General features: G+C 67.8%; 25 protein-coding genes and 1 riboswitch. Of the genes, 13 read left to right on the top strand and 12 right to left on the bottom strand.

The annotated features are described in order from the left end of the window. The first annotated feature begins 49 nt into the window (after window positions 1-49). Together ABIA73_RS17335 and alr are read left to right on the top strand one after the other, a co-directional pair. A complete protein-coding gene (locus tag ABIA73_RS17335; protein ID WP_032976409.1) occupies window positions 50-1354 on the top strand; it encodes a D-amino acid dehydrogenase in 1305 nt (434 codons plus the stop codon). Continuing rightward, window positions 1333-2403: an alanine racemase gene (gene alr / locus ABIA73_RS17330; protein ID WP_099782682.1), complete on the top strand. Its 1071-nt coding sequence runs from the start codon at window positions 1333-1335 to the stop codon at window positions 2401-2403. The genes ABIA73_RS17335 and alr overlap by 22 nt, the downstream gene beginning before the upstream one ends. 209 nt (window positions 2404-2612) lie before the next feature. Here the strand turns inward: alr and ABIA73_RS17325 are convergent, their stop codons facing one another. Further along, window positions 2613-3179, bottom strand: coding sequence for a DUF3016 domain-containing protein (locus tag ABIA73_RS17325; RefSeq protein WP_354276079.1), 567 nt, complete (start codon window positions 3177-3179; stop codon window positions 2613-2615). A gap of 249 nt (window positions 3180-3428) precedes the next feature. Here ABIA73_RS17325 and ABIA73_RS17320 point away from each other — a divergent pair, with 249 nt between their 5' ends. Together ABIA73_RS17320 and ABIA73_RS17315 are read left to right on the top strand one after the other, a co-directional pair. After that, entirely contained in the window at window positions 3429-5414 is a 1986-nt protein-coding gene (locus ABIA73_RS17320) for a hybrid sensor histidine kinase/response regulator (protein ID WP_223483302.1), read from the top strand. Window positions 5415-5458: 44 nt separating this feature from the next. After that, a complete protein-coding gene (locus tag ABIA73_RS17315; protein ID WP_025878414.1) occupies window positions 5459-5749 on the top strand; it encodes a DUF3247 family protein in 291 nt (96 codons plus the stop codon). A gap of 156 nt (window positions 5750-5905) precedes the next feature. Here ABIA73_RS17315 and ABIA73_RS17310 read toward each other — a convergent pair whose 3' ends face one another. Beyond that, window positions 5906-6169, bottom strand: coding sequence for a hypothetical protein (locus tag ABIA73_RS17310; RefSeq protein WP_025878415.1), 264 nt, complete (start codon window positions 6167-6169; stop codon window positions 5906-5908). A 156-nt stretch (window positions 6170-6325) separates the two neighbouring features. On the opposite strand from ABIA73_RS17310, the gene ABIA73_RS17305 reads away from it, so the two are divergent. From ABIA73_RS17305 to ABIA73_RS17295, 3 genes are read left to right on the top strand one after another with little or no spacing between them, the layout of a single operon-like run. Further along, the gene (locus ABIA73_RS17305) at window positions 6326-7396 is read left to right on the top strand and encodes a class I SAM-dependent methyltransferase (protein WP_025878416.1); all 1071 of its coding nucleotides are present in this window, start codon (window positions 6326-6328) and stop codon (window positions 7394-7396) included. Further along, window positions 7393-8094, top strand: coding sequence for a pseudouridine synthase (locus tag ABIA73_RS17300; RefSeq protein WP_059065872.1), 702 nt, complete (start codon window positions 7393-7395; stop codon window positions 8092-8094). The genes ABIA73_RS17305 and ABIA73_RS17300 overlap by 4 nt, the downstream gene beginning before the upstream one ends. Further along, on the top strand, window positions 8091-8774 hold the full coding sequence (locus tag ABIA73_RS17295) for an HAD family hydrolase (RefSeq protein ID WP_263930278.1): 684 nt from the start codon (window positions 8091-8093) through the stop codon (window positions 8772-8774). Before ABIA73_RS17300 ends, ABIA73_RS17295 begins: the two co-directional genes overlap by 4 nt. Before the next feature lie 291 nt (window positions 8775-9065). Here ABIA73_RS17295 and fabB read toward each other — a convergent pair whose 3' ends face one another. Both fabB and fabA read right to left on the bottom strand, forming a co-directional pair. Beyond that, the gene (gene fabB / locus ABIA73_RS17290; RefSeq protein WP_025878419.1) at window positions 9066-10274 is read right to left on the bottom strand and encodes a beta-ketoacyl-ACP synthase I; all 1209 of its coding nucleotides are present in this window, start codon (window positions 10272-10274) and stop codon (window positions 9066-9068) included. Further along, a complete protein-coding gene (gene fabA, locus ABIA73_RS17285) occupies window positions 10274-10789 on the bottom strand; it encodes a 3-hydroxyacyl-[acyl-carrier-protein] dehydratase FabA (protein WP_025878420.1) in 516 nt (171 codons plus the stop codon). Before fabA ends, fabB begins: the two co-directional genes overlap by 1 nt. A gap of 191 nt (window positions 10790-10980) precedes the next feature. Between fabA and dinB the strand changes: the two genes are divergently transcribed. Beyond that, window positions 10981-12075, top strand: coding sequence for a DNA polymerase IV (gene dinB, locus ABIA73_RS17280; protein ID WP_354276078.1), 1095 nt, complete (start codon window positions 10981-10983; stop codon window positions 12073-12075). Between the two features lie 371 nt (window positions 12076-12446). Here the strand turns inward: dinB and ABIA73_RS17275 are convergent, their stop codons facing one another. Together ABIA73_RS17275 and ABIA73_RS17270 are read right to left on the bottom strand one after the other, a co-directional pair. Continuing rightward, on the bottom strand, window positions 12447-13358 hold the full coding sequence (locus ABIA73_RS17275; RefSeq protein ID WP_033830260.1) for an MBL fold metallo-hydrolase: 912 nt from the start codon (window positions 13356-13358) through the stop codon (window positions 12447-12449). 173 nt (window positions 13359-13531) lie between these two features. Then, window positions 13532-14170, bottom strand: a complete 639-nt coding sequence (locus tag ABIA73_RS17270) for an NAD(P)-dependent oxidoreductase (protein WP_154879260.1) — start codon at window positions 14168-14170, stop codon at window positions 13532-13534. Window positions 14171-14276: 106 nt separating this feature from the next. On the opposite strand from ABIA73_RS17270, the gene ABIA73_RS17265 reads away from it, so the two are divergent. From ABIA73_RS17265 to gph, 3 genes are read left to right on the top strand one after another with little or no spacing between them, the layout of a single operon-like run. Continuing rightward, the gene (locus ABIA73_RS17265) at window positions 14277-15206 is read left to right on the top strand and encodes a LysR family transcriptional regulator (protein WP_025878424.1); all 930 of its coding nucleotides are present in this window, start codon (window positions 14277-14279) and stop codon (window positions 15204-15206) included. Continuing rightward, the gene (locus ABIA73_RS17260) at window positions 15203-15994 is read left to right on the top strand and encodes a class I SAM-dependent methyltransferase (protein WP_223483297.1); all 792 of its coding nucleotides are present in this window, start codon (window positions 15203-15205) and stop codon (window positions 15992-15994) included. The genes ABIA73_RS17265 and ABIA73_RS17260 overlap by 4 nt, the downstream gene beginning before the upstream one ends. A 50-nt stretch (window positions 15995-16044) precedes the next feature. Beyond that, window positions 16045-16713, top strand: coding sequence for a phosphoglycolate phosphatase (gene gph, locus ABIA73_RS17255; RefSeq protein WP_223483362.1), 669 nt, complete (start codon window positions 16045-16047; stop codon window positions 16711-16713). A 78-nt stretch (window positions 16714-16791) separates the two neighbouring features. Here gph and btuB read toward each other — a convergent pair whose 3' ends face one another. Beyond that, on the bottom strand, window positions 16792-18633 hold the full coding sequence (gene btuB, locus ABIA73_RS17250; RefSeq protein ID WP_354276077.1) for a TonB-dependent vitamin B12 receptor: 1842 nt from the start codon (window positions 18631-18633) through the stop codon (window positions 16792-16794). Window positions 18634-18750: 117 nt separating this feature from the next. After that, a riboswitch (cobalamin riboswitch) is annotated at window positions 18751-18971 on the bottom strand. Window positions 18972-19147: 176 nt separating this feature from the next. Here btuB and ABIA73_RS17245 point away from each other — a divergent pair. Then, a complete protein-coding gene (locus ABIA73_RS17245) occupies window positions 19148-19726 on the top strand; it encodes a histidine phosphatase family protein (RefSeq protein ID WP_354276076.1) in 579 nt (192 codons plus the stop codon). A gap of 90 nt (window positions 19727-19816) precedes the next feature. Here the strand turns inward: ABIA73_RS17245 and ABIA73_RS17240 are convergent, their stop codons facing one another. Both ABIA73_RS17240 and msrC read right to left on the bottom strand, forming a co-directional pair. Next, entirely contained in the window at window positions 19817-20179 is a 363-nt protein-coding gene (locus tag ABIA73_RS17240) for a TfoX/Sxy family protein (RefSeq protein ID WP_025878429.1), read from the bottom strand. Then, window positions 20176-20658: a free L-methionine (R)-S-oxide reductase MsrC gene (gene msrC, locus ABIA73_RS17235; RefSeq protein ID WP_025878430.1), complete on the bottom strand. Its 483-nt coding sequence runs from the start codon at window positions 20656-20658 to the stop codon at window positions 20176-20178. The genes ABIA73_RS17240 and msrC overlap by 4 nt, the downstream gene beginning before the upstream one ends. A gap of 67 nt (window positions 20659-20725) precedes the next feature. Between msrC and bioD the strand changes: the two genes are divergently transcribed. After that, window positions 20726-21418 (top strand): dethiobiotin synthase, encoded by a 693-nt coding sequence (gene bioD, locus ABIA73_RS17230; protein WP_032976392.1) that lies wholly within the window; start codon window positions 20726-20728, stop codon window positions 21416-21418. Window positions 21419-21483: 65 nt separating this feature from the next. Here the strand turns inward: bioD and ABIA73_RS17225 are convergent, their stop codons facing one another. The 3 genes from ABIA73_RS17225 to ABIA73_RS17215 all read right to left on the bottom strand — a co-directional run bounded on the left by ABIA73_RS17225 (window position 21484) and on the right by ABIA73_RS17215 (window position 25617). Then, window positions 21484-22932, bottom strand: coding sequence for an aminotransferase-like domain-containing protein (locus tag ABIA73_RS17225; protein WP_080150123.1), 1449 nt, complete (start codon window positions 22930-22932; stop codon window positions 21484-21486). Between the two features lie 169 nt (window positions 22933-23101). Continuing rightward, window positions 23102-23839, bottom strand: a complete 738-nt coding sequence (gene msrA / locus ABIA73_RS17220) for a peptide-methionine (S)-S-oxide reductase MsrA (RefSeq protein WP_025878433.1) — start codon at window positions 23837-23839, stop codon at window positions 23102-23104. A 14-nt stretch (window positions 23840-23853) separates the two neighbouring features. Beyond that, a complete protein-coding gene (locus ABIA73_RS17215) occupies window positions 23854-25617 on the bottom strand; it encodes a cytochrome c biogenesis protein DipZ (protein ID WP_025878434.1) in 1764 nt (587 codons plus the stop codon). Window position 25618 lies beyond the last annotated feature (1 nt).

The following is a 25618-nucleotide window of genomic DNA, read 5'->3' as shown; positions in this document are numbered from 1 at the left end:
TGGCCCCTGCGCACGCAAATGCAGGGAATGATCGGGTTGGAGAATTCCCATGCGAGTCCTAGTCCTCGGCAGCGGCGTGATCGGCACCACCAGTGCCTGGTACCTGCGACAGGCCGGGTTTGAAGTCACGGTCGTCGACCGCCAGCCCGGTCCCGCGCTGGAAACCAGCTTCGCCAATGCCGGCCAGCTGTCATTCGGCTACACCTCGCCGTGGGCTGCCCCGGGCGTGCCGAAGAAGGCCATCGGCTGGCTGTTCGAAAAGCACGCACCGCTGGCGATCAAGCCGGGCATGGACCTGGCCCAGTACCGCTGGCTGTGGCAGATGCTGCGCAACTGCACCCACGAGCGCTACGCGATCAACAAGGCGCGCATGGTGCGCATGTCCGAGTACAGCCGCGACTGCCTGAACGAGCTGCGTGCGCAGATCGGCATCGATTTCGAAGGGCGCGACCTGGGCACCACCCAGCTGTTCCGCACCCAGCAGCAGCTGGATGCATCGGCGCAGGACATCGAGATCCTGGCCCAGTACGGCGTGCCGTACGAAGTGCTGGATCGCGCCGGCATCATCAAGGCCGAGCCTGCGTTGGCCCACGTCGATGGCCTGGTGGGTGCGCTGCGCCTGCCGCGCGACCAGACCGGCGATTGCCAGCTGTTCACCCGCCGCCTGGCGCAGATGGCGGCCGAAGCGGGGGTCGAGTTCCGTTACGACCAGGACATCACCGGCGTGGAATCCGACGGCGACCGCATCACCGGCGTGCGCATCGGCGGCAAGCTGGAAACCGCGGACCGCTTCGTGGTCGCACTGGGCAGCTATTCGCCGGGACTGGTCGCGCCGCTGGGCATGCGCCTGCCGGTGTATCCGCTGAAGGGCTATTCGCTGACCCTGCCGATCACCGACCCGGCGATGGCGCCCACCTCGACCATCCTCGATGAGAGCTACAAGGTGGCGGTGACCCGCTTCGACAACCGCATCCGCGTCGGTGGCATGGCCGAGGTGGCCGGTTTCGACCTGTCGCTGTCGCCGCGCCGCCGCGAGACGCTGGAGCTGGTGGTGCGCGACCTGTACCCGAAGGGCGGTGACCTGGCCAAGGCCGAGTTCTGGACCGGCCTGCGCCCGGCCACGCCGGACGGCACGCCGGTGATCGGCGCCACGCCGTTCCGCAACCTGTTCCTCAACACCGGCCACGGCACGTTGGGTTGGACCATGGCCTGCGGCTCGGGCCGCTACCTGGCCGACCTGATGAGCGCGCGCCAGCCGCAGATCAGCACCGAAGGCCTGGATATCTTCCGCTACGGCCAGTACCGCCACGCCCCGCAACATGAGAACCGCACATGCGTCCTGCCCGCGCGCTGATCGACCTGGGCGCACTGCGCAGCAACTATCGCCTGGCCCGTGAACTGGGCGGTGGCAAGGCGCTGGCGATCCTCAAGGCCGATGCCTATGGCCACGGTGCGGTGCGCTGTGCGCAGGCACTGGAAGGCGAGGCCGACGGCTTTGGCGTGGCCACCATCGAAGAAGCGCTGGAACTGCGCCAGGCCGGCATCCGTGCGCCGATCCTGCTGCTGGAAGGCATCTTCGAGCCCAGCGAAATGGCGCTGGTGGCCGAGCATGACCTGTGGTTCTCGGTCGGTTCGCCGTGGCAGCTGGAAGCGCTGGTCGCGTTCGACAGCCCGCGGCCGCTGACGGTGTGGCTGAAGCTGGACAGCGGCATGCACCGGCTGGGCCTGGACGTTCCCGGATTCCGCGCCGCGCACGCGCGTTTGTCTGCACTGCCGCAGGTGGCGCGCATCGTGATGATGACCCACCTGGCACGCGCCGATGAACTGGACAGCGAGCGTACCCGTGAGCAGGCCGCGACCTTCGTCGAGGCCATCGATGGTCTTGAAGGCGAGACCAGCATCTGCAATTCGCCGGCGCTGCTGGGCTGGCCGGACGTGCGCAGTGACTGGGTGCGCCCGGGCCTGATGCTGTACGGCGCCAATCCGCTGCCGGACAACAGTGAACTCACCGCGCGCCTGCGCCCGGTGATGACGATGCAGTCCAAGGTGTTCGCCGAGCGCTGGATCGAAGCCGGCGAGCCGGTCGGCTACGGTGCGCGCTTCGTGGCCAAGGCGCGCACACGCGTGGGCGTGGTCGCACTGGGCTATGCCGATGGTTATCCGCAGTTCGCCCCCAATGGCACGCCGGTGCTGATCGATGGCCAACCCGGTGGGCTGATCGGCCGCGTGTCGATGGACATGCTGACCGTGGACCTGACCGCGCATGCGCAGGCCGGTGTCGGCAGCGTGGTGGAACTGTGGGGTACGGCGCCGACGCTGTCCGAGCTGGCGCCGCGCTGCGGTGTCAGTGCCTACCAGCTGCCGTGCGGCGTCAAGCGCGTGGCACGCATCTACCAGGACTGACCGGCTCTGGTAGCTGCCGACCTTGGTCGGCGCTGTGAATGCGTGTCGACCAAGGTCGACACCTACCGGATCGGATCAGCGCTGCGCACGGCTCTGGTAGCTGCCGACCTTGGTCGGCGCTGTGAATGCGTGTCGACCAAGGTCGACACCTACCGGATCGGATCAAACCCTGGTCGGCGCTGCGAATGCGTGTCGACCAAGGTCGACACCTACCGGGCAGCGGTAACGCGCGAGGTCAGCTGGCGCTTCACCCAGTCATCGATCAGGCGCTTTTCATAGCGCAGCGGATCGGTATCACTCTTCAGGCCGATGTTGTGCAGGTAGCCGCTGTCGCTCAGGCGGGCGTCGCCTTCATCGATGATGCGCCCGCTGGCGTCCTTCAGCGTGTATTGCAGGGTGATCCGCGGCGGGTAGATGTCGCGCATGATCCGGATGTCGCGGCCACGCGGGCCGTGCCAGGGCTCGTAGTCGCCTGCGCGCTTGACGTCCACCAGGGCCACCTCCAGCGTCTGCCCGGCCTGCAGGGGCTTGGCGGCGCTGGTCTGCACGTAGCGTGCCAGCTGCTGCACCCAGTCCCCGCGTTCGGCCTCGAAGCGGTTGGTGCTCTGGCGGATCTCGGTGAATTGCGCCGGATCATTCCATTGCACGCTGACCGGGCCATCGGCCTGTAGTGCGCGCGGCGCATCGGGCGCGGTTACCGTCCGCGGTGCGGCGGCCACGCTGCCCACGGCAAGCATGCCGGCCAGCAGCAGGGCGGTTGAAAGCGAACCTTTCATGGCAGTCTCCTGCGTCCCCGAAGCGGGGAGGATGATGATCTCGGATCGAGTGTGATCCCGCCGCCGGGCCGCAGCAATGGCCAGTAGCGTCAAATGCGTCAACAGTTGCCGCCAATTCATGGTCGTCAACCCTGACTGACGGCGCTTGACGCTGTGAATACGCACTCTGGAAGATGCTGTACCTCCATCCGGTCTTTTCCTCCCACGCCCTTGTCCACACTGCCGCCCCTCGTGGAGCGCTCACCCTTGATGGTGCCGACGCCCGAAACCGACCTGCACCATGGCGTGCTTGAGCGCATCCACGCAGGTTTCTGTGTGATCCAGGTGCTGTTCGATGGCGACGAGGCGATCGACTACCGCTTCCTCGAGGTCAACGATGCCTTCGAGCGCCACACCGGCCTGAAGGATGCCTGTGGCAAGCGCATGAGCACGCTGGAGCCCCATCACGAAGGCGACTGGTTCCGGATCTACGGCGAAGTGGCGCGGACCGGGCGACCGGCCCAGTTCGAAATGGATGCCCGTGCTCTGGGGCGCACGTTCGCCGTGGATGCCGTTCGGGTTGGCCAGCCGGGCGAGGACAAGGTCGGCATCCTGTTCTTCGACGTGACCGCGCGCAAGCAGATGGAAGTGGAACTGGGCGAGAGCGAGGCCCGTTTCAGTGCGTTGGCCGATGGCCTGCCGATGCCGGTGTGGGTACTGGACGAGCGCGGCCACGCCCGCTTCGTCAACAGTGCCTTCAGCGAGTTCTTCGGCGGCGACGAGAACCGGGTGCCCGAAGATGTCTGGCGCGGCCTGGTGCATCCCGACGATGCGTCGGTGTTCGAATACGAACTGCAGGAAGCGCTTAAGGCACAGCGTTCGATGCATGCGTTGGTGCGTGCCCGTCGTGCCGATGGGCAGTGGCGCTGGCTGGAAATGAACGCACGTCCGCGCTTCTCGCGGATGGGCCGTTTCATCGGCCTGGCCGGCAGCAGCCCGGATGTCACCGAGCGCCGCGAGATCGAACTGGCGCGCGAGGAACTGCTGCAGTCCGAGCGTGCCGCGCGCAGTGCGGCCGAAAACATGGCGCGGCTGAAGGATGAGTTCCTGGCCACGCTGTCGCACGAGCTGCGCACACCGCTGACCACGATCCTGGGCTGGAGTGAACTGCTGCTGCAGCGCGTGGATTCCACCAGCCCGCTGTACAAGGGCCTGGGCGTGATCGCCAACAGCGCGACCGCGCAGAAGCGGTTGATCTCGGACATGCTCGACCTCAGCAGCATGCTGCTGGGCAAGGTGCAGCTGGAAGTGGAAGTGCTGGACCTGCGCGACCAGTTGAACGAAGCGATGGGCGCACAGGAGCTGGTGGCCGAGGGCAAGGCGCTGGACGTCACCCTGCAGCTGCCGGCACAGCCCTGCCAGGTGCTGGGCGATGCCACCCGGCTGCAGCAGGTGTTCTGGAACCTGTTGTCCAACGCGATCAAGTTCACCCCGGCCGAAGGCCGCATCGACGTGCAGCTGCAGGCCGATGGCAACTATTGGACGATCACCGTGCGCGATACCGGCGACGGCATCGCGCCGGAGTTCCTGAACCATCTGTTCAGCCGCTTCCGCCAGGCCGACGGCACCACCACCCGCCGCCATGGCGGTCTGGGCCTGGGCCTGGCCATCGTGCAGCAGCTGGTCGAGCTGCACGGCGGTTCGGTCAGCGCGGCCAGCGATGGCCACGGTCACGGCTCCACCTTCACCGTGCGCCTGCCGCAGCATCTGCCCGATGCCGAACGGCGTCCGCTGCGTGAGGTCGTCAGCGGTCCTATCCTGGAACCGATGGTGGTCGAGCCGTACCCGCTGCGCGGCCTCCATGTGCTGGCGGTGGAAGACCAGCCTGAAGTGCTGGAGTACCTGCGGCGCATGCTGGAAGAGCAGGGCGCGAGCGTGTCCGCCGCCAGTTCGGCGGGCGAGGCGCTGGCGCTGCTGGCCGACAATGGCCACCTGCAGTACCAGGTGCTGCTGACCGACATCGGCATGCCGGGCATGGATGGCTATGGCCTGGTAAGCACGTTGCGGCAGGACCTGGGCGTAGACGCGGCAGCGCTGCCGGCGGTAGCGGTGACTGCGCTGGCGCGTGCCGATGACCGTCGCCGTGCGTTGGCCTCGGGCTTCCAGGAGCATGTGGCCAAGCCGTATTCGGTGGCCCAGCTGGTGGGTGTGGTGCGGCGCGTGCAGGCCACGCGCGGGGACAGCCTGCTGCACTGAGCATTCACGGACGATCGGCGACCCTGCAGTTCAGGAGGTCGCCGATGTCCCGTATTGCTCCCCGTATCCATACTGATTCCGCGCAGATCGCGCGCCTGGAAGCCCTGTTGCCGCAGTTGCAGGGGGAAACCGAGGTGCAGCTGACCCTGCACGATGGCCGACGCCTGCTGGGCACGGTTGCGGTGCAGCCGACGCTGCAGCAGTACCGCAACGACGCCGGCGACGAAGGCAGCAATGGCCAGCTGCGGCTGGACGATCTTGATGCGCCGGTGCAGCAGCATCACGTGTGGCTGGATGAAATCGCCAGCATCCGCAGGTTGCCGCCGAGGCTCTGACGGCAACTGCAGATGGCTGCATCCACGCATGGCGTGGATCTACTGTAGAGCCACGCCATGCGTAGCTGCGATGATCATTCGAACAGTAGAGCCACGCCATGCATGGCTGCGATGGTCATTCGAACAGTAGAGCCACGCCATGCGTGGCTGCGGTGGTCAATGTTCGAACAGCGTTGCCGTCGCTTCGAACCTGCGCGCATACGCGCGCTCCTCGGCTACCCGGGTCACTTCATCGTCTGCCAGATCCGGCGCGCCATAGACGGCGTAGGCCACGCTGCCATCGGCGCCGTGGCCAACCTGGTGCAGGCGGTAGCGGGAATGGCCGCCGCCGGTGTCCTCCGGGTAATGCACGGGGGGATGGCTGCCTTCCAGGTCCATTTCACTGTTGTCGACGACACCTCCGACGAACAAGGCACGCATGCAGGATCTCCAGGGGTTGCGGGGGAGCTTCTACCCTGAACGCTGGCATGTTGCTGCGGCATCAAGGCAACGTTGAAGTTTCGCAAAGCGGTGGCCGGGGCCGGGCCGGACAAGCCGGTACAATGGACGGCCCTCACGCTTCCAGTACCCGCGCCGATGGCATCCAGCGACGACGCCCCCCTGCAGACCCTGTTCCTGCCGTTCTCCAGCGGCGCCCTGCGCTGGCCGGAGGGTCCGGTGGCCTTCCTGCGCGCCCGTGACGGCTGGCCACTGCGCGAGCAGGCCGGCGGCCGCGAGGTCGACTGCGAGCAGAGCTTCGCCCCGTTCGCGCAGCCGCTGCAGCAGGCCGCTGGCTGGACCGTCAGCGGGCAGCTGGATGATGTTGCCGGCCGCGGCCGTTACCCGCTGGTGCTGGTGCTGCCGCCGCGCCAGCGCGAGGAAGCCCGCGCGCTGTTCGCCCGCGCCCTGGCGCTGGTCGCCGAGGGTGGCCGCATCGTGGCCTGCCAGCACAACAACGAAGGTGCCCGCTCCGGCGAAGGCGACCTCAAGCAGCTGGCCGGCCTCGGCGGCAGCCTGACCAAGAACCACTGCCGCGTGTTCTGGACCGCTCCGCTGCAGGGCCAGCACGATGTGGACGTAGCCAAGCGCTGGGGCGCGCTGGACGCGGTGCGGCCGATCGTCGGCGGCCGTTTCCTCAGCCGTCCGGGCGTGTTCGCCTGGGACCGCATCGACCCGGCGTCGGCCCTGCTGGCCGAGCATCTGCCGGCCGACCTGGCCGGGCGTGCAGCTGACCTCGGTGCCGGTTACGGCTACCTGTCGCGTGAACTGCTGGAGCGCTGCCCGAAAATCACCGCGCTGGACCTGTACGAGGCCGAGAAGCGCGCGCTGGACCTGGCCGAACTCAATCTGGCACCGCCACCGCGCCCCGTGCCGCTGCGTTTCCTGTGGCGCGACGTCACCGCCGGAATCGAGCCGGACTACGACGTCATCATCAGCAACCCGCCGTTCCACACGCCCTCGCGTGCGGATCGCCCGGATATCGGCCAGCGCTTCATCGCCGTGGCCGCGCAGGCGCTGCGCCCGGGTGGGCGCCTGTACGTGGTGGCCAACCGCCACCTGCCCTACGAGTACACGCTCAACGAGAGCTTCGGCGCGGTGCGCGTGGTTGCCGAGCGCGATGGCTTCAAGCTGGTCGAAGCGGTGAAGGGCAAGGGGAAGGGCCGGTGAAGCTGGTCAAGCACATCGCCAACCTCGGCTACGGCAGCCGCAAGCAGGTGCAGTGGATGTTCCGCGAAGGCCGCGTTACCGACGCCGACGGCGAGGTGCTCTACGCCGACGACCAGGTGGCGCATGAAGCGGTGCGGGTGGACGGCGAGCCACTGGATCCGCCGGTGGGCCTGTCGCTGGCGATGTACAAGCCGGCCGGCTACACCTGTTCGACCAAGGACAAGGGCCGCCTGATCTACGACCTGCTGCCGCCGCGCTTCCGCGACCGCGACCCGGTGCTGTCCACCGTCGGCCGCCTGGACCGTGAGACCAGCGGCCTGCTGCTGCTGACCGACGACGGCAACCTGCTGCATCGGATCATTTCGCCGAAGTCGAAGCTGCCCAAGGTCTACGAAGTGGAGCTGGCCGAAGACCTGCGTGGTGACGAGGTGGCGCTGTTTGCCAGCGGCACGCTGATGCTGGAAGCGGAGAAGACGCCCCTGCTGCCGGCTGAACTGCAGGTGCTCGGGCCGCGCAAGGCGCGCCTGGTACTGCACGAAGGCCGCTACCATCAGGTACGCCGCATGTTCGCTGCCGCAGGCAACCATGTGCAGGCACTGCATCGCAGCCGTGTTGGTGGCCTGGACCTGCAGGGACTGGCCGAAGGGCAATGGCGGCTGCTGACCTCCACCGATCTGGATACGTTGTTCGCTCCATGACTTCCATCGCTGCGCTGCCGTTCCTGCCCGACGCCGTCATCTTCGACATGGACGGCTTGATGATCGACAGCGAGCGTGTGTCGCTTGCATGCTGGAGCGAGGCGGCGGAGGAATTCGGCCTGCCCCTGGATGCCAGCTTCTTCGTGCGCATGGTCGGCCTTGGCGACCGCGACAGCCAAGCGCTGCTGCGCCAGCAGGGCATCGAAGACAGCATGATCGAGGCCATGGCCGCGCGTTGCCATGATCTGTACGAGGAGCGCACGCAGACCGGGCTGCCGCTGCGGCCGGGCATCCTGGAACTGCTGGAGTTGTTGAAGGCGCACGCGGTGCCGCGCGCGGTGGCGACCACTACGCGGCAGCCGCGGGCCAACCGCAAGCTGGCTGCAGCCGGGCTGCTGCCATACTTCGATGCGGTGATCACCAGTGGCGATGTGGCGCGGCCGAAGCCGGCGCCGGACATCTACCTGCTGGCCGCGCAGCGGCTGGGACAGGCGCCGGAACGTTGCCTGGCGCTGGAGGATTCGCCGGCGGGAACCCGTGCCGCGCTGGCCGCCGGCATGACCGTGATCCAGGTACCGGACCTGGTGCATCCCGATGAAGAACTGCGCGCGCTCGGCCACCGCATCGTCGGCTCGCTGGTGGACGCGCACGCCTTGCTGCTGCCGCTACTGCCGAAGTAACGGTGGGGGATGGTGGGTGCCGACCGCTGGTCGGCACGCTTCACCGTTCTCGCCGGGCATGGCCCGGCGCTACCGCCTTGGTAGGTGCCACCTTGAACCCGGTGGGTGCCGACCGTTGGCCGGCACGCTTCACCGCTCTCGCCGGGCATGGCCCGGCGCTACCGCTCTGGTAGGTGCCACCTTGAACCCGGTGGGTGCCGACCGTTGGTCGGCACGCTTCACCGCTCTCGCCGGGCATGGTCCGGCGCTACCGCCCTGGTAGGTGCCAACCTTGGTTGGCACGCTTTCAGATCACACCCTGCCGAACACCAGCGCCGCGTTGGTGCCACCGAAGCCGAAGCTGTTGGACATCACCGTATCCAGCTTCTGCTCGCGGCTTTCGCGCAGGATCGGGAAGCCTTCCACCCTCGGGTCCAGCTCGCCGATGTTGGCCGAGCCGGCCACGAAGCCGTCGCGCATCATCAGCAGGCAGTAGATCGCTTCATGCACGCTGGCGGCGCCCAGCGAATGGCCCGACAGCGCCTTGGTCGAGGACAGCGGCGGAATCGCATCGCCAAACACCTCGCGGATCGCACCCAGCTCGGTCACATCGCCCAGCGGGGTCGAGGTGCCGTGGGTGTTGAGGTAATCCAGCGGACGGTCCACGTTCTGCAGCGCCATCTTCATGCAGCGCACGGCGCCTTCGCCGGACGGCGCGACCATGTCGGCGCCATCGGAGGTCACGCCATAGCCGATCAGCTCGGCATGGATGTGCGCGCCACGTGCCACCGCGTGGTCGTAGTCCTCCAGCACCAGCATGCCGCCACCGCCGGCGATGACGAAGCCATCGCGGTCCTTGTCATACGGGCGCGAGGCGCTGGCGGGGGTGTCGTTGAAGCTGGTGGACAGTGCGCCCATCGCATCGAACATCACGCTCATCGACCAGTGCAGGTCTTCACCGCCGCCGGCGAACATGATGTCCTGCGCGCCGTGGCGGATGAGGTCGGCAGCCGCACCGATGCAGTGCGCCGAGGTCGCGCAGGCGGCCGACAGCGAGTAGCTGACGCCCTTGATCTGGAATGCGGTGGCCAGGCAGGCCGACACGGTCGAGCACATCGTGCGCGGCACCATGTACGGACCCACCTTGCGCACGCCACGGCTGCGCAGCAGATCCACCGCACCCACCTGCCATTCGCTGGAGCCACCGCCGGAACCGGCGATCAGGCCGGTGCGCAGGCCGCTGACCTGTTCCGGGGTCAGGCCCGCATCGGTGATGGCATCGGCCATCGCCAGGTAGGCGAAGGCAGCGGCATCGCTCATGAAGCGCTTCTGCTTGCGGTCGATCAGCGCATCCAGGTCGAGGTCGACGCGACCGCCGACCTGGCTGCGCAGGCCGGCTTCGGCGTGGTCGGCCAGCGCGGTGATGCCGGCGCGGCTTTCACGCAGGGCAGCTGAAACGGTATCCAGATCATTGCCGAGGCAGGACGTGATGCCCATGCCGGTGATGACGACGCGACGCATCAGAAGCTCCCGGTTTCGGTGAACAGGCCCACGCGCAGGTCGCGGGCGTTGTAGATCTCGCGGTCGTCCACGTACATGCGTGCGTCGGACTGGGCCATCACCAGCTTGCGGTTGATGACGCGGCTGATGTCGATCTCGTAGCGCACCAGCTTGGCATCAGGCAGCACCTGGCCGGTGAACTTCACTTCGCCGCAGCCCAGGGCGCGGCCCTTGCCGGGTGCACCCAGCCAGGTCAGGAAGAAGCCGGTCAGCTGCCACATGGCATCCAGGCCCAGGCAGCCGGGCATCACCGGGTCGCCGATGAAGTGGCAGCCGAAGAACCACAGGTCCGGGCGGATATCCAGTTCGGCGCGTACCATGCCCTTGCCATGCGGTCCGCCGTCCTCGCGGATTTCGGTGATGCGGTCGAACATCAGCATCGGGTCGTTGGGCAACCGGCCGGCGGCAGCGCCGAACAGTTCACCGCGTGCGCTGGCCAGCAGCTGGTCGCGGTTGAACGCGTGGAGACGAGTCATGGAAAGCGCAATCCTGGAAGCGAAAACAAGGCAACGAATTCCCGAGGATGCACGACGGATCAGGCGGATATCAAACCGCGTCTCCGTACGCGTGCGTAGTGTTTTCAGCTGAAACCACGCATCCCGTTGATGCACAACGACCATACTTCGGCGTCTGGACCGGTACGGTGCGGGTATCATGTGGGCCAACCATGAACGCACTGCGCAAGATCATCCACGTCGACATGGACGCCTTCTACGCGTCGGTGGAGCAGCGTGACGATCCGTCACTGCGCGGCAAGCCGGTGGTGGTGGCATGGCGCGGTGCGCGTTCAGTGGTGTGTGCCGCTTCGTACGAGGCGCGCGTGTTCGGCGTGCGTTCGGCGATGCCGGCGCTGCGCGCCGAACGCCTGTGCCCGGACGCGATCTTCGTGCCGCCGGACTTCGCGCGTTACAAGGCGGTATCGCGCCACGTGCGCGAGATCTTCCTGCGCCATACCGACCTGGTCGAGCCGCTGTCCTTGGACGAGGCCTACCTGGACGTGACCGAGCCGAAGAGTGGCATCGAACTGGCCACCGACATCGCCCGCACCATCCGCGCGCAGATCCGCGAGGAAACCAACCTGACCGCTTCAGCCGGGATCGCGCCGAACAAGTTCCTGGCCAAGATCGCCTCGGACTGGCGCAAGCCCGACGGCCAGTTCGTGATTCCGCCGCAGCGGGTGGACGCATTCCTGCTGCCGCTGCCGGTGAACCGCGTGCCCGGCGTGGGCAAGGTGATGGAAGGCAAGCTGGCGGCGCGCGGCATCGTCACCTGCGGCGACCTGCGGCAATGGACGCTGCCGGACCTGGAAGACGCCTTCGGCAGCTTCGGCCGCAGCCTGTACAACCGCGCACGTGGTGTCGACGAGCGGCCGGTGGAGCCTGACCAGCAGGTGCAGTCGATCTCTTCGGAGGACACCTTCGCCGAGGACCTGCTGCTGGAAGACCTGAGCGAGGCGATCGTGCAGCTGGCCGGGAAGACCTGGCAGGCCACGCGCAAGACCGAACGCATCGGCCACACCGTGGTGCTGAAACTGAAGACCGCGCAGTTCCGCATCCTCACCCGCAGCTTCACCCCCGAACGCCCGCCGGAATCGATGGAAGAACTGCGCGACATCGCACTTTCATTGCGCGCCCGCGTAGATCTACCCGCCGACACCCGCTATCGGCTGGTCGGCGTCGGCCTCGGCGGCTTCCGCGAAAAGGAAGCCGTGGTGCAGGGCGAATTGTTCGAGCACGCAACGAACGACTCCCCACGGACCTGATACATGTGTCGACCAAGGTCGACACCTACCAACAGCCGCGTGCCGACCAACGGTCAGCACCCACCAACAGCAGCGGGAACCTGTCGAAGGCGGGGTGGGTCCGGTTGCGGGGGTGTCCGCGGCATGGATGCCGCGGCCAAGCCCCCAAGGGTGAGGGCGCTTTGCTTGCGAAGCACTGCTTCGCAAGCGCCCGAACGCACAGCCGCCAGCGGCTGGGCCGGTCTGGGGGTTTACGGCGTCCCCCGCAACCGGACCCACCCCGCCTACCCACGGAATGCCTGCTGTTGCTTTGGCTTTGAGGTTGCCGGCCAGCGGCCGGCACTACCGTTTCGGCGGGTGCAGGGCGCAGCCCTGCAAAAGAACCCCCTACCTTACGGCCACTGCATCTCGCCCTTGGCCACCTTCGCACTCAATTCCAGCGACGCCACGCCCGCCAGCTGCGGATAGCGCGCCTGCATCGCCTTCACCAACGCAGCGCTGTCCTTGGCCTTGGCGGTTTCAACATCGAAGGCACGGATGTAATCCGCGGTGAAGCGCAACGCACTGGCATCCAGTACCGCACCCTCCGCGTAATGGCCGGGTACCACCACCTTCGGCTTCAGCGCCTGCAGCTGCTGCAGCGTGCGCAGCCAATCGGCATGCGACTGCGGCGTCTGCGTATCGGCCATCCACACGTGCTCGCCGGCCACCACCGGAATGCCACCGACGATCGCGCGCAGCGACGGCACCCACAGCACGCTGCGGTCCGGCGTCGGGCCATCCAGGCCGATCAACGGCAGGCGCTGGCCTTCCAGCTGCAGTGCATCGCCTTCCAGCACTGCGGGCACCACGATGCGTGCGGGAGCATCAGCGCCCATCTTCGGCCCCCAGTACGCCAGCTTGCCGGCCTGGGATTCACGGATGTGCGCCACGGTCTGCGCGGTGGCGACGATGCGCGCCTGCGGGAACGCATCCTGCACGGTGGCCAGGCCGAAGTAATAGTCCGGATCGCCATGGCTGATGTAGATGGTGGTCAGCCGCTTGCCGCTGGCACGGATCTGCTCGACCAGCCGGCGTGCATCGCCGGCAGCAAACTGCGCGTTGACCAGGATCGCGTCGTTGCGCCCTTCGATCAGCACCGAGGACACCGAGAACATTGCCTGCGGTCCGGGATGGAAGGTCTGCAGGCGCAGCTGGGATTTGGCAGCGCTGGCGGGTGCAGGCGCGGCCGGTGCGGCCAGCAGCGGGGCGCTGGTGAAGCTGGCAGCCAGCGCGAGAGGAAGCAGCAGGGCAGCAGTACGCATGGGAGGTGTCCTTGGAGTGTCGAGCCGAGCGTTGGCTATGCCGGGCGTCCTTGCCCGGCCCCCTACGGGCCGTCGCAAGCGACGTTGGCAACGGCTCCTGCCGTTGCCTTCGGCTTTACAGGTGGGTAGCGCCGGGCCATGCCCGGCGGGCGGTCAGGCCGGCGAGTGCGCGATCAGTACGCCGCCGTGATGATCTGCCTGGGGTGCTTGTGCGCTTCCAGTTCGGCGACGAACGCGGCGCCGTAGTCGGCGTAGCTGATGCGGCTGTGGCCGCTGGCATCGGCGAGGAAGGCCTTGGGCTGCACGCGGTACTGCCCACGCTCTTCACCTGGGCCGATTTCGGCGGCCGGCGAGAAGAAGGTCCAGTCCAGGTCATCCACCGCCTGCAGGCGGTTGAACGCTTCGCGGTGGGCAAGCGCGTAGGGCTTGTAGGCGTCCGGGAAGGTGGGGGTGTCGACCAGCTGCACGCCGGGGGCGACTTCCAGGCTGCCGGCGCCGCCGACCACGACCAGGCGCGGCACGTTGGCCTTGCGGGCGGCGTTGGCCAGTTGTGCGGCAACCTCGCCGACGCGACCGATGTCGTCGCCCGGGCGCGGGCCGTAGGCGCTGGCCAGCACATCGTGGCCGGTGATGGCGGCGACCAGGGCGTCCTGGTCATCCAGCGAGGCGATGACCGGATGGGCACCGGCCAGCTCGGCCGGCAGGTCCTGCGCGCTGCGCACGATGACGGTCAGTTGATGGCCGTTGGCCAGCGCGTGGCGGGCGATCTGGCGGCCGATGTTGCCGGTGGCACCGACGAGGGCGATCTTCATGGCAGGACTCCGTGGGGGTGGTGGCTGGGAATGGGGCCACTGTAGGCCGCTGCAGTCGCTCGAAAAACAGCGTATAACGCGCTTGTTTGTTGCATGGATCGAGCAGATGGACCGATTGACCGCCATGACCGTATTCGTCGAAGTTGCCGAGCGCGGCAGCCTGACCGCCGCCGCCGAGGTGCTGGACATGTCGCGGGCGATGGTCAGCCGCTACCTGGCCGAGGTGGAGGGCTGGCTGGGCGCGCGGCTGCTGCACCGGACCACGCGTCGGGTCAGCCTGACCGGGGCCGGTGAAGCCGCGCTGGCGCGTTTCCGGCAGATGCTGGCGATCGGCGAAGAACTGCAGGGTGAGCTGGCCAGCGACGATCCCGAGCCACACGGCACGCTGCGCATCACCGCCAGCGTGTCGTTCGGGCAGAGCCATCTGGCGCGTGCGGTGGCCGCCTTCGTGCAACGCCATCCGGCCGCACGCATCGAACTGCTGCTGGTCGACCGCATGGTCAACCTGGTGGAGGAGCGCGTCGACCTGGCCGTGCGCATCGCGCGGCAGATCGATCCCAGCCTGATCGCACGTCGTTTGGCGATCTGCCGTTCGGTGCTGTGCGCGACGCCGGCCTACCTGCAGGCGCGTGGCACACCGACCGCGCCCGAACACCTCGCCGTGCACAACTGCCTGACCCATCATTACGTCGGCAAAAGCCTGTGGCAGCTGCATCGCGAAGGGCGCTCGTTGTCGGTGGCGGTGGGCGGCAACATCAGTGCCAATGAAGCATCGCTGTTGCTGGAGGCGGTGCGCGCCAATGCCGGTATTGCCATGTTGCCGACCTATCAGGTCGCGCCGTTGCTGCGCAGTGGTGAGCTGATCGAACTGCTGCCCGAGTACAGCCTGGACGAGCTGGGCATTCATGCCGTGTACGCCTCGCGCCGGCAACAGCCCGTTATCATGCGGCGATTCCTGGATTTCCTCGCCGAGTGCTTCGCCAGCCCGGCCTTCCAGGATCTGGACTGGCGCCCTTCGGGCAAGGAGAACACATGAACCATGGACAGGCATTGATCGACCACAACCGTGCTGCCTGGGACCGCCAGGCCAGCGAGGTGCGCGAGTGGTCGCGACCGGTGGATGCCGAAACGATTGCCGCCGCACGCGAGGGACGCTGGCAGGTACACCTGACGCCGCGTGCGTTGCCGCTGGATTGGCTGGGCGATGTGCGTGGCAGGCGCATCCTGTGCCTGGCCTCGGCCGGTGGCCAACAGGCACCCGTGCTTGCCGCGGCAGGCGCTGAGGTGACCGTATTCGATCTTTCCGAAGGGCAGCTGGCGCAGGACCGCGCCGTCGCCGACCGCGACGGTCTGTCGCTGCGCACCGTGCAGGGTGACATGCGTGATCTGCAGGCCTTTGCCAGTGACAGCTTCGACGTGGTGTTCCATCCCATATCGAACCTGTACGTGCCCGACGTGCGTCCGGTGTGGGCCGAGTGCCGCCGGGTGCTGGCACGCGATGGCCTGCTGATGGCCAGCTTCTACAATCCGGTGGTGTTCGTTGCTGCGCGTGATGCACAGCTGAGCGAGCAGGGCCTGATCCGTCCGCAGCACGCGATTCCCTATTCCGACCTGGAAGACCTGGAGCCCGCCGCGCGCGAGGCCAAGCTGGCCCGTGGCGAAGCGCTGACATTCGGCCACAGCCTGGGGGATCTGATCGCCGGGCAGCTGGATGCCGGGTTCGTCATCGACCGCTTCATGGAAGACTGGCAGCCGCAGCCGCGCTTCCTGATCGACCGTTACCTGCCGACCTTCCTGGCCACCCGCGCACGCCGGATCGGCTGAAGACGCGGGCGTACAATGGACGGCCCCACGTTGCACGAGTGAGCCGTCCCTTGTCGTATCCCTATCCGCTGGTCGTGTTCGACCTCGATGGCACGCTGGTCGACAGCGCCGCCGATATCGCCGAAGCACTGAACCGCACGCTGGAAGACATCGGCCTGGCGCGCGTACCCGAAGCCACCGTGCTGGGCTGGATCGGCGACGGCGTGCGCCGGCTGGTCGAACAGGCCGTGCAGGCCGCCGGGCGTCAGATCGATCTGGCAGCGGTGATGCCGACCTTCATGGTCCATTACCGCGAATGCCTGCTGCGCAGCCCGCAGCTGTTCGCTGGCGTAGTGGACGCGCTGGCGCAGTTGCGCGCGTTGAACGTGCCGCTGGCCATCTGCACCAACAAGCCGGCCGCGCTGGTGCCGCCGTTGCTGCAGCACCTGGGCATCGCCGATGCCTTTGCGCTGGTGCTGGGGGGTGATTCGCTGCCGCAGCGCAAGCCCAGTGGTGAGCCGTTGCGGCATATCGCCGCGCACTTCGAACTGCCCGTCGACGCGTGCCTGATGGTTGGCGATTCGCTCACCGACTATCGTGCTGCCGAGGACGCCGGCATGCCGATTGTGCTGGTGCGCTACGGCTATCCGCGAGGACTGGACCTGGAAAACGCGCAGGCCGTCGCGGTAATCGACGACCTGCGTGAACTGCCGGGATTGGCTGCGGTATCGGCGATCTGACCCGCCGGTAGCGCCGGGCCATGCCCGGCGGCCCTTCGATCTGGCGCCCCGACGCCGGGCATGGCCCGGCGCTACCACTTACCTGGGCTGGTAACGCACGCTCAGCTGATACTCGCGGCCTGGCTGGTTGAACCACGCCACGGTTTCGTACTCGCGGTCGAACACATTGGCCACCCGCGCCAGCACCGACCATGCCGGGGTCAGCGCGTATTCGGCGCGCAGATCCAGCGTGCCGTAGCCGCCGACCTTCACCGCGTTGGCGGCATCGTCGTAGCGCTTGCCCGCGCCCTGCACGGTCAGGCCGGTGCGGAAATCACCGAAACGGCGGTCGATGTCCAGGCGCGCGGTCTGCTGCGCACGGCGTGCCAGCCAGTTGTCGAACTGCGCGCTGCCGTTGGTGCGGTTGCGCGGGTCGGTGAAACTCAGCTGCGCGTTGATGTCGAAGCCGGCCACGGTGGCGCCGCCGGTCAGTTCCGCACCGCGGATGCGTGCCTTTTCGACCTGCTGCATGCGGAAGTTGGCCGCGTCGTAGGTGATCAGGTCATCGATGCGGGTTTCGTACACGTCCAGGCCCCAGCGCCAGCCCTGGCCCTGCTGCGAGATGCCGAGGTTGGCACTCTTGGACTTCTCCGGGTCCAGCGTCGGCACGCCGCTCCACGGGTCGTACAGGTCGCTGAAGGTCGGTGCCTTGAACGCGGTGCCGTAGCTGGCGTTGACGCGCAGGCCGTGGCCCAGCTCCATCGCCCAGCCGAGGCTGCCGGTGGCATGGTTGCCGAACTGCTGGTTGTCATCATTGCGTGCGCTGGCCTGCAGCTGGTGACGGCCGAAGCGCGCCTGGTACTGCAGGAACACGCCGGTGTTGCGACGGCTGTCGACCAGGTAACCGGCGCTGCTGCCATCCAGGTTGTCCTCGCTCCAGTCCACGCCGGCGCTGAGCAGCTGGCCTTCGGCAATACCGATGTCGGCCTGCAGCGAAGCGCTGTCGCGGTGCGTCTGTGCGCTGCCGCGTGCACCGAAATCACCGAAGTTGTCGGACTCGTTGTCGCTGCGGCCGACGTTGGCGGTCAGCGTCAACTGCTCGGACGGGGTGTAGCGCACCTTGCCGGCCAGCACCTGCTGGCGGGTCTCGGAGTAGTTGTAGTAGCCGTCGTAGTGGTTCTTGCCGTCGGCACGCAGGGCGCTGCCTTCCACGGTCCACTGGTCGCTCAGGTTGTAACCACCGCGCAGGCTCTTGGACAGGTTGCGGTAGCCATCGCGGTCGGGTTCATCGGCAAAGCAGCCGGTGAACAGCGTGGCCGAACCGCGGCAGGCATCGATGCCATCCGAATGCTGGTAGGCGATGTCGGCGCCGAACCAGCCGCGTTCGGTGCCGCCACCGATGCCGCCGCTGGCTTCACGCAGGCCATTGCTGCCGCCGCCCAGCTGGAAGTGCGGAGCGAAATCACCCTGGTTGCGGCGGGTGAAGATCTGGATCACGCCGCCGATGGCGTCGGCACCGTACAGGCTGGACTGCGGGCCGCGCACGATTTCCACGCGCTCGATCTGTGCCAGCGGCAGATCCTGGTACATCGCCAGGCCGAGGTCGGCGCTGTTGATGCGCACGCCATCGACCAGCACCACGGTGTGCGAGGAATTGGTGCCACGCAGGAACAGCGAGCTCTGCTTGCCCAGGCCACCGGCATTGGTCAGGTTGATGCCGGCGCGGCCCTGCAGCAGTTCCTGCAGGGAGGTGGCCTGGCTGGATTCGATCTGCGCACGGTCGATCACCTGCGCAGGCGCAATGCTGTCCTGCAGGGCGATCGGAGTACGGGTAGCGGTGACCAGCACCTGGTCGAGGTCGGCGGCGCCATCATCGGCCAGGGCCAATGCAGGAAGTGCGGCCAGCACGGCCAGGGACAGCATTCGGGACTGCAGTTTCATCGGGGGACTCCAGGTGCCGCGCACGCCCGCGCAGCGAAGGGGAGGAGTCACAACAGGCAGGCACGCGCCGATGCCGCGGCCATCGCCACAGACATCCAGCGCCATGCCCACCGCATCGCGACCTGAGGCTTCCGGGCCGGTCTCCGGGCTCGCCGCCGGGTGGCCCGAGGCCACCGTCCAGGCGCCTTCCCATGCCTGCGGCACAGTGGCGGGTTGCCTGGAATTGACGTGCTTACCGTTGCGGGGGCAGCGCCGGCATGGCGTGTTGTCACGCGTCACCGGCTTCCCGTTTCAACCTGCCGGCAGGGCCGCAGGTCACCTGGAAGTGCGCGCAGTCTACGGCATCGCGGCCGGCCCGTAGCGTCGAACCCGCACGACTGAGCAGGCGCGGATGCACCTGCACGGTGCAGCAGACCTGCGCCAGCGCCTAGAATGCAGCTCGAATTATCGTGGTGCCGTTGCCGATGTCCGTCTGTTTTCCGCTGTTCCCGCGCCGCCCTGACTGGGCACGCGCATGATCCTCGACCTGGTCCGCCATGCCGGCAACGGTCGCGATGAGTTCCTCGATGGCCGCAGCGATCCGCCGCAGCTGGCCCGCCTGCCGCAGGAACTGGTCGATGCCTATGCCGGGCAATCGTGGGAACGGGTGATCAGTTCGCCGCGCCTGCGCTCGCTGCATACGGCGATGGCACTGGCCACACCGCGCGCGCTGGATGTTGAGGCCGACCAGGAGTGGGAAGAGCTGGATTTCGGCGACTGGGATGGCCAGTCATTGTTCGATCTGCCGGAAGAGGCGTTGGCCGCGTTCCACGCCGATCCGCACGCGTTTCCGCCGCCGCATGGCGAGAGCTGGGGCCACTTCGAACGGCGCATCGCACGCGCGCTGGATCGCCTGCTGGATGACGACGACCCGCCGCCGACGGTCGTGGTCAGCCACGGCGGACCGCTGCGCATGGTGCTGTCGCTGGTGTGCGGCCTGCCGATGTCGCTGTGCTGGGCGCTGCGCATCGACCACGGCACGCGCCTGCGCGTGTGGGTCGAGCGCGGTGAAGTGGGGCTGGTGGGCGAGCTGCTGGAGCTGCAGCAACCCTGATCGGACGGTAGTGCCGGCCGCTGGCCGGCAACTGCACGATCTTCGCAACGTTCCTGAGGTTGCCGGCCAGCGGCCGGCACTACCAAACAGTCAATCCTCGTCGGCGCTTTCTGCCGTGCTTTCTTCGCCGTCGTCCTCGGCGTCGAAGCGCTGCTCATGCACCGGGCCCGAGGCCGGACCTGCCGCCTTCAGCGGATGCACGGCAATCCGCGCTTCGTAGTCCTGCACCAGTGCCGTACGCTGCGGCTCGCTCAATTCCTGCCAGTGGCAGTCCAGCAGCGCACCTTCCAGCGAATACAGCAGGTTGAGGCTGGGCTTGAAGCCGGCACGCTTGACCTTGACGAAGGCACCGACGGCACCAATGGCAACCAGGTCCTCACGGCTGCGCAGGCCCACCTGGCGCAGCCATGCCGCACTCTTCGGGCCGATGTTGCGCAGCTTGACCGCGCTCACGCCAACGCCCCGACGAACACCTCGGCGATGGCTTCCAGGCCGGCCTGGTCCTCGGCATCGAAGCGGCCGACGACCGGGCTGTCGATATCGAACACACCGATCAGCTCCCCACCACGGAGCAACGGCACCACCAGTTCCGAGCGCGATGCGGCATCGCAGGCGATATGGCCGGGGAAGGCGTCCACATCTTCGATCCGCTGGGTAACGCGCTGGCTGGCGGCCGCACCGCACACGCCCTTGTCCAGCGGAATGCGTACGCAGGCCGGCAGGCCCTGGAACGGACCGACCACCAGTTCCTTGCCGTCATACAGGTAGAAGCCCACCCAGTTCAGGTCGGGCAGGGCGTGGTAGACCAGTGCAGCGAGGTTGGCCGCATTGGCGATGCGGTCGGACTCGCCGTAGACCAGGCCACGGGCCTGTTCCAGCAGCTGGGCGTATTGTTCCGGCTTGCTGCCGGTGAGCGAGGCGTTGGCGAACATGGCCGCAGTCTAGCAAGCGTGCCGGGCCAGCGATAATGGGGGCTCTGCTGCCCTGCTGGAGCCTGTGATGTCCCTGCCTGCCACGTTGCCGACGGCCCTGTTCGTCACCGGTACCGATACCGAGATCGGCAAGACCGCCGCCAGTACCGCGCTGCTGCACGCGCTGCGCCGGCGCGGCCTGCGCGCGGTGGGCATGAAGCCGGTGGCCAGCGGCAGCCATGACGCGGGGCAGGGGCTGCGCAACGACGACGCGCTGGCATTGCAGGCCGCCAGCCTGCCGGTGCCTGACTACGCCGATCTGAACCCCTACGCATTGCGCCAGCCGTTGGCGCCCGAACTGGCGGCCGCAGAAGATGGCGTGCGCATCGAACTGGCCCCGATCGTGGCGGCCTTCGAACGCCTGCGCGCACAGGCCGACGTGGTGGTGGTCGAAGGCGTGGGCGGCTGGCTGGCGCCGTTGTCGGCGCAGCTGGACCAGCTTGACCTGGTACGTGCGCTGCGGCTGCCGGTGGTGCTGGTGGTCGGCATGCGCCTGGGCTGCGTCAACCATGCGCGGTTGACCGCACACGCGCTGCAGGCCAGTGGCGTGGAGTGCCTGGGATGGATCGGCAACCACATCGATCCTTCGATGCAGCGCCAGGATGAGAATTTCGCGACCTTGCAGCAGCGTCTGCCGATGCCCTGCTGGGGCCGGCTGCCGCATCTGCCGGGCGCCGATGGTGAAGCGTTGAGCGCGTATCTGCACAGCGACCACAGGTAGTGCCGGCCGCTGGCCGGCAACTGCACGCGTTTCACCACCTCGAGGTTGCCGGCCAGCGGCCGGCACTACCGTGTTGCCGTCACCAGCTCCCGTGCAATCGCACCCAGCCGTTCCACCGCAGCGATGAAGCGCGCGTCCAGGGTCTGGCAGCACGACAACCGCAGGCAATGCCGGTAGCGCGCGCCACGCGAATACACCTGGCCCGGCATGAACACGATGTCCTCTGCCAATGCGCGCTCGAACAGCTCCCGGGTGTCTACGCCAGGCAGCTCCAGCCACAGCAGGAATCCTCCCTGCGGCTCGGTGGCGCAGGTGCCGGCCGGGAAATGTTCGGCCACCAGCTGCCGCAGGCGACCGACCTGTTCGCGGTACAACCGGCGCATGCGATGCAGGTGGTGCTCGTAGCTGCCTGCTTCCAGGTAGGCCGCCACCGCATCACCGAGCAGCTGCGGTTCGCCGCCGGTGGACTGGAATTTGAGCAGCGCGATGCGTTCGGCGAAGCGGCCGCCATCGAGCCAGCCGATGCGGTAGTCCGGTGCCAGCGTCTTCGAGAATCCACCGACCACCATCACCCAACCGTCGCGGTCGAACGCCTTCAGCAAGGGCGCCGGCGGCTCGCTGAACTGCAGTTCGGCATACACCGCGTCTTCGATCAGCGGCAGCTGGCGTGCGTTGACCAGTTCGGCCAGGCGCTGCTTGTCGGCGATCGGCATCGTGCAGCCCAGCGGGTTGTGCACGGTCGGCATCACCACCAGCGCCGCAAGAGGGGTGTGCTCCAGCAGCGCTTCCAGCGCATCCACGTCCAGGCCGCGCTGCGGATGGGTGGGCAGTTCGATCGGCTGCAGGCCCAGCGTGGTCAACAGGGGATACAGGTTGAAGTACGAGGGTGCTTCGATGCCGACTGCATCGCCGGGCTGGGTGACCGCGCGCAGTGCCAGTTGCAGTGCTTCCATCGCACCATGGGTCAGCAGCAGGCGTTCGGGGTGGGTATGCAGGCCCATCCGCGGGCCACGCCGCACGATCTGCGCCAGCAGGCGAGGCGAACCATTGGGACGGGCGTAGGTCTCCACGGTCTGCTGGCCATGGCGAAGCACCTGCGCGGTGTGCCGGGCCAGCTGCGCACCCGGGTAGAACTGGCGCCCACGCGGGCCGGCAAAGGCGAGGTCGATCACGCCGGGGCGCCGCTGCGCTTCCAGTACCCGCGCCATCAGCACCTGCTGCAGCGGGGCGGTGGGCGCGGACGGCGCATCACGCAGCGAGCGCTGCGGAACCGACAGTCGCGGCGCGACTTCGAAGCCGGCCTTGGGCCGCGGAATGACCAGACCGGCGTCTTCCAGCTGACGGTAGGCCGCGATCACGGTGTTCAGGCTGAGCTGGCGCTGCGATGCCATCTGCCGCAGCGACGGCAGCCGGCTGCCGACCGGCAGGCGCCCGCCGTGGATGGCTTCAGCCAGCTCGTCCGACAGCCGCTGGTAGCGGGGAGGAATCATCGTGGTGGCGTCTTCTGTATCCATCGACCCGGCCCGCGTCTGGTTCTGTACCCATGATGCTGACGAGCCTAGCATGTCGTTGTCGGCCGGGCCTGATCGGGGCCGGGTCGATACTTCCCAAGCGCACGGCCCTGTGGCCGTGCGTCTTTTTCATGCCGTGGTGGCGGCCAGCGGCCGGCCCCACCATGGGGTGTCAGCGCATCGGCACCAACGCGGGATCGCGGCGGTACAACGCCGGGAACTGCTTGCCCAGCGCGGTCAGTTTGGGCGCGTCGTAGTAGCGGATGTACGCGGCCTGCGGGTAGTTGCTCATGTAGTTCTGGTGGTAACTCTCGGCCGGGTAGAAGCGCTGGCCGCTGCTCACCTGGGTCACGATCGGCGCGCGGTAGCTCCCCGCTTGGCCGAGCTGGCCGATGTACGCACGGCTTGCTGCCTGCTGGCGCGCGTCTTCGGCGAAGATCGCCGAGCGGTACTGGCTGCCATGATCGGGCCCCTGGCGGTTGAGCTGGGTCGGGTCGTGCACCACCGAGAAGAACACCTGCATCAACTGTCCATAGCTGACCTGGCGCGGGTCGTAGTCCACCTTCACCGCTTCGGCGTGGCCGGTGCGGCCACCGCTGACGCGTTCATAGCGGGCGTCGGCGGCACTGCCTCCGATGTAACCGGACACCGCGTTGCTCACCCCTTTGACGTGCTGGAACACGCCCTGCACGCCCCAGAAACAACCGCCGGCGAAGACCACGCTGGCGTGGCTGGCGTCATCGCGGAACGCCGCATCACCGCTGGGCGCAGGCAGTGCCTGCAGCTGTGCGGTGGGCTCGGCCGGGGCGGCGATCGCGCTGTGGTCCACCAGCAGCACACCCGCGACCAGCGCGGTGGCGACCAGGCCGGCGACGCCGGCGGCAATGCCCTGTTCGAAGGAGAGTTTCATCGTGTGCTCCCGGTTCAACCGAAGGTGAAGGCGTAGGCCTGCACGCCTGCGTCGAGGAATTCGATCTCGAAACGATGCGGACCGATCGTGCCGCGCTGGCGGATCAGCTGGTACAGGCGGTGCTCGTTGACGGTGCCGGTGCCATCGGCGGCCACGTCGGCGCCGGCATCGGCCGCGGGCAGTGGCTTGCCATCGAGCAGCACGCGGAAGCGCACCGGCTTGCCGTCCTCGCCCGGTGCCAGCACCAGATGCAGGTCGCGGGCGTGGAACTGAAACGCGATGCGGCCGCCGGCCTGCTGCAGTTGTGCAGCCTCATCGTTGACCCGCCACTGTCCAGACAGGCCCCATTGGTTCAGCGCCAGGGTGGACGGCAGCGTGTAGCCGAATGCTGCGTCGGCGCGCTGCCCGCCCGGCGAGGCGAACTGCTCGGCACGTGCGTGGCCCAGGTAGGTTTCCGGCGAGCGCAGGTTGCCCATGTCGGCCTGCGTGGCCACGCCCTGCAGGTCAGCCGCGGCCGGATCAGCAGGCGGCGGCAGCTCGGTCTGCCCGGCTTCCACCAGCAGGCGGCGGATCACCTGTTCGGAGTGCGCGTAGTTGCCCTCGCCGAACTGATGCCCGCGGATGTTGCCCTGCGCATCGACGAAGTAGTGCGCCGGCCAGTAGCGGTTGTTGAACGCGCGCCAGATCGCATACTGGTTGTCGAGTGCGACCGGGTACTCGACCTTCAGCTGCTGCACGGCCTTCATCACGTTGCGCGGGTCGCGCTCGAACGCGAATTCCGGGGTGTGCACGCCGATCACCACCAGGCCATGGTCGCGGTAGCGCTGCGCCCATTCGTGCACGAACGGCATCGCACGCAGGCAGTTGATGCAGGAATAGGTCCAGAAGTCGATCAGCACGACCTTGCCATGCAGCTGCTCGCGGCTCAGCGGCGGGCTGTTGAGCCACCCGGTGGCGCCGTCCAGCGTGGGCAGCGTTCCTTCCACCGGCAGCGGCGCGCCTGCCTGGCCGGCTGCCATCATCATCATCGGTGGTGCTGCCGGCTGCGTGCCGGGCACGGCATCGAGCAGGCCCTGTTCGATGCGTGCGGTACTGACCGCGGACAGGCGGGTCAGCAGGCCGGTGTCCCAGCCCAGGCCGATCGCCACAACCGCCAGCAACGCTGCCACGCCGAGCACCCGGCGCACCACATTGCCCAGGCCGAGCCGGGCCTGCAGTGCGCGGAACACACGGCCGCCCACCCACACCGCCAGCGCCAGTGCGGTGACGGCGCCCAGCGCGTAGGCCAGCAACAGCGAACTGGTGCCGACACTGGCGCCGTTCAGGGCGGCACCGGTCAGCACCAGGCCGAGAATCGGACCGGCGCAGGGGGCCCACAGCAGGCCAGTGGCGATGCCGATCAGCAGCGAGGTCCAGGCGCCGCCACGGCCAGCCGCATCCGCGGCGTCGGCACGTGCGCTCAGGCGCGCGCCGATGCGCTGGAACGGCGCCAGCAGGTGGTCGGCCAGGGTCGGCCACAGCAGCGCGATGGCGAACACCGCCATCAGTACCAATGCCACCCAGCGGCCGACCTGGTTGGCCTGCGCCACCCACTGGCTGCCGACCGCGGCAAGGCTGGCGACCACGGTGAAGGTCAGTGCCATGCCCAGCAGCAGCGGCAGGGTGCTGCGCAGGAAAGGACGATCAGCGCGTGCGAACACGAAAGGCAGCACCGGCAGGATGCACGGGCTGAGCAGGGTCAGCACGCCGCCGAGATAGGCAAGCAGCAACAGCAGCATC

Origin of the sequence: Stenotrophomonas sp. 2694 (assembly GCF_040548715.1) — a bacterium.
GTDB classification, from domain to species: Bacteria; Pseudomonadota; Gammaproteobacteria; order Xanthomonadales; family Xanthomonadaceae; genus Stenotrophomonas; species Stenotrophomonas indicatrix.
Note: the sequence above shows the minus strand (reverse complement) of the source record. Positions and strands in the feature narration are given on the sequence as shown.

Excerpts from the sequence above, each read along its gene's own strand:
- msrC (WP_025878430.1), bottom strand. The coding sequence starts at position 20,658 with ATGTTCGCCAACGCCTCGCTCACCGGCAGCAAGCCGGAACAATACGCC.
- dinB (WP_354276078.1), top strand. The coding sequence starts at position 10,981 with ATGAACGCACTGCGCAAGATCATCCACGTCGACATGGACGCCTTCTAC.
- ABIA73_RS17270 (WP_154879260.1), bottom strand. The coding sequence starts at position 14,170 with ATGAAGATCGCCCTCGTCGGTGCCACCGGCAACATCGGCCGCCAGATC.
- ABIA73_RS17320 (WP_223483302.1), top strand. The coding sequence starts at position 3,429 with ATGGTGCCGACGCCCGAAACCGACCTGCACCATGGCGTGCTTGAGCGC.
- ABIA73_RS17225 (WP_080150123.1), bottom strand. The coding sequence starts at position 22,932 with ATGGATACAGAAGACGCCACCACGATGATTCCTCCCCGCTACCAGCGG.
- btuB (WP_354276077.1), bottom strand. The coding sequence starts at position 18,633 with ATGAAACTGCAGTCCCGAATGCTGTCCCTGGCCGTGCTGGCCGCACTT.
- ABIA73_RS17335 (WP_032976409.1), top strand. The coding sequence starts at position 50 with ATGCGAGTCCTAGTCCTCGGCAGCGGCGTGATCGGCACCACCAGTGCC.
- ABIA73_RS17310 (WP_025878415.1), bottom strand. The coding sequence starts at position 6,169 with ATGCGTGCCTTGTTCGTCGGAGGTGTCGTCGACAACAGTGAAATGGAC.
- fabA (WP_025878420.1), bottom strand. The coding sequence starts at position 10,789 with ATGACTCGTCTCCACGCGTTCAACCGCGACCAGCTGCTGGCCAGCGCA.
- ABIA73_RS17295 (WP_263930278.1), top strand. The coding sequence starts at position 8,091 with ATGACTTCCATCGCTGCGCTGCCGTTCCTGCCCGACGCCGTCATCTTC.
- ABIA73_RS17260 (WP_223483297.1), top strand. The coding sequence starts at position 15,203 with ATGAACCATGGACAGGCATTGATCGACCACAACCGTGCTGCCTGGGAC.
- ABIA73_RS17245 (WP_354276076.1), top strand. The coding sequence starts at position 19,148 with ATGATCCTCGACCTGGTCCGCCATGCCGGCAACGGTCGCGATGAGTTC.
- msrA (WP_025878433.1), bottom strand. The coding sequence starts at position 23,839 with ATGAAACTCTCCTTCGAACAGGGCATTGCCGCCGGCGTCGCCGGCCTG.
- ABIA73_RS17305 (WP_025878416.1), top strand. The coding sequence starts at position 6,326 with ATGGCATCCAGCGACGACGCCCCCCTGCAGACCCTGTTCCTGCCGTTC.
- ABIA73_RS17265 (WP_025878424.1), top strand. The coding sequence starts at position 14,277 with ATGGACCGATTGACCGCCATGACCGTATTCGTCGAAGTTGCCGAGCGC.
- ABIA73_RS17275 (WP_033830260.1), bottom strand. The coding sequence starts at position 13,358 with ATGCGTACTGCTGCCCTGCTGCTTCCTCTCGCGCTGGCTGCCAGCTTC.
- fabB (WP_025878419.1), bottom strand. The coding sequence starts at position 10,274 with ATGCGTCGCGTCGTCATCACCGGCATGGGCATCACGTCCTGCCTCGGC.
- ABIA73_RS17215 (WP_025878434.1), bottom strand. The coding sequence starts at position 25,617 with ATGCTGCTGTTGCTGCTTGCCTATCTCGGCGGCGTGCTGACCCTGCTC.
- alr (WP_099782682.1), top strand. The coding sequence starts at position 1,333 with ATGCGTCCTGCCCGCGCGCTGATCGACCTGGGCGCACTGCGCAGCAAC.
- ABIA73_RS17315 (WP_025878414.1), top strand. The coding sequence starts at position 5,459 with ATGTCCCGTATTGCTCCCCGTATCCATACTGATTCCGCGCAGATCGCG.
- ABIA73_RS17325 (WP_354276079.1), bottom strand. The coding sequence starts at position 3,179 with ATGAAAGGTTCGCTTTCAACCGCCCTGCTGCTGGCCGGCATGCTTGCC.
- bioD (WP_032976392.1), top strand. The coding sequence starts at position 20,726 with ATGTCCCTGCCTGCCACGTTGCCGACGGCCCTGTTCGTCACCGGTACC.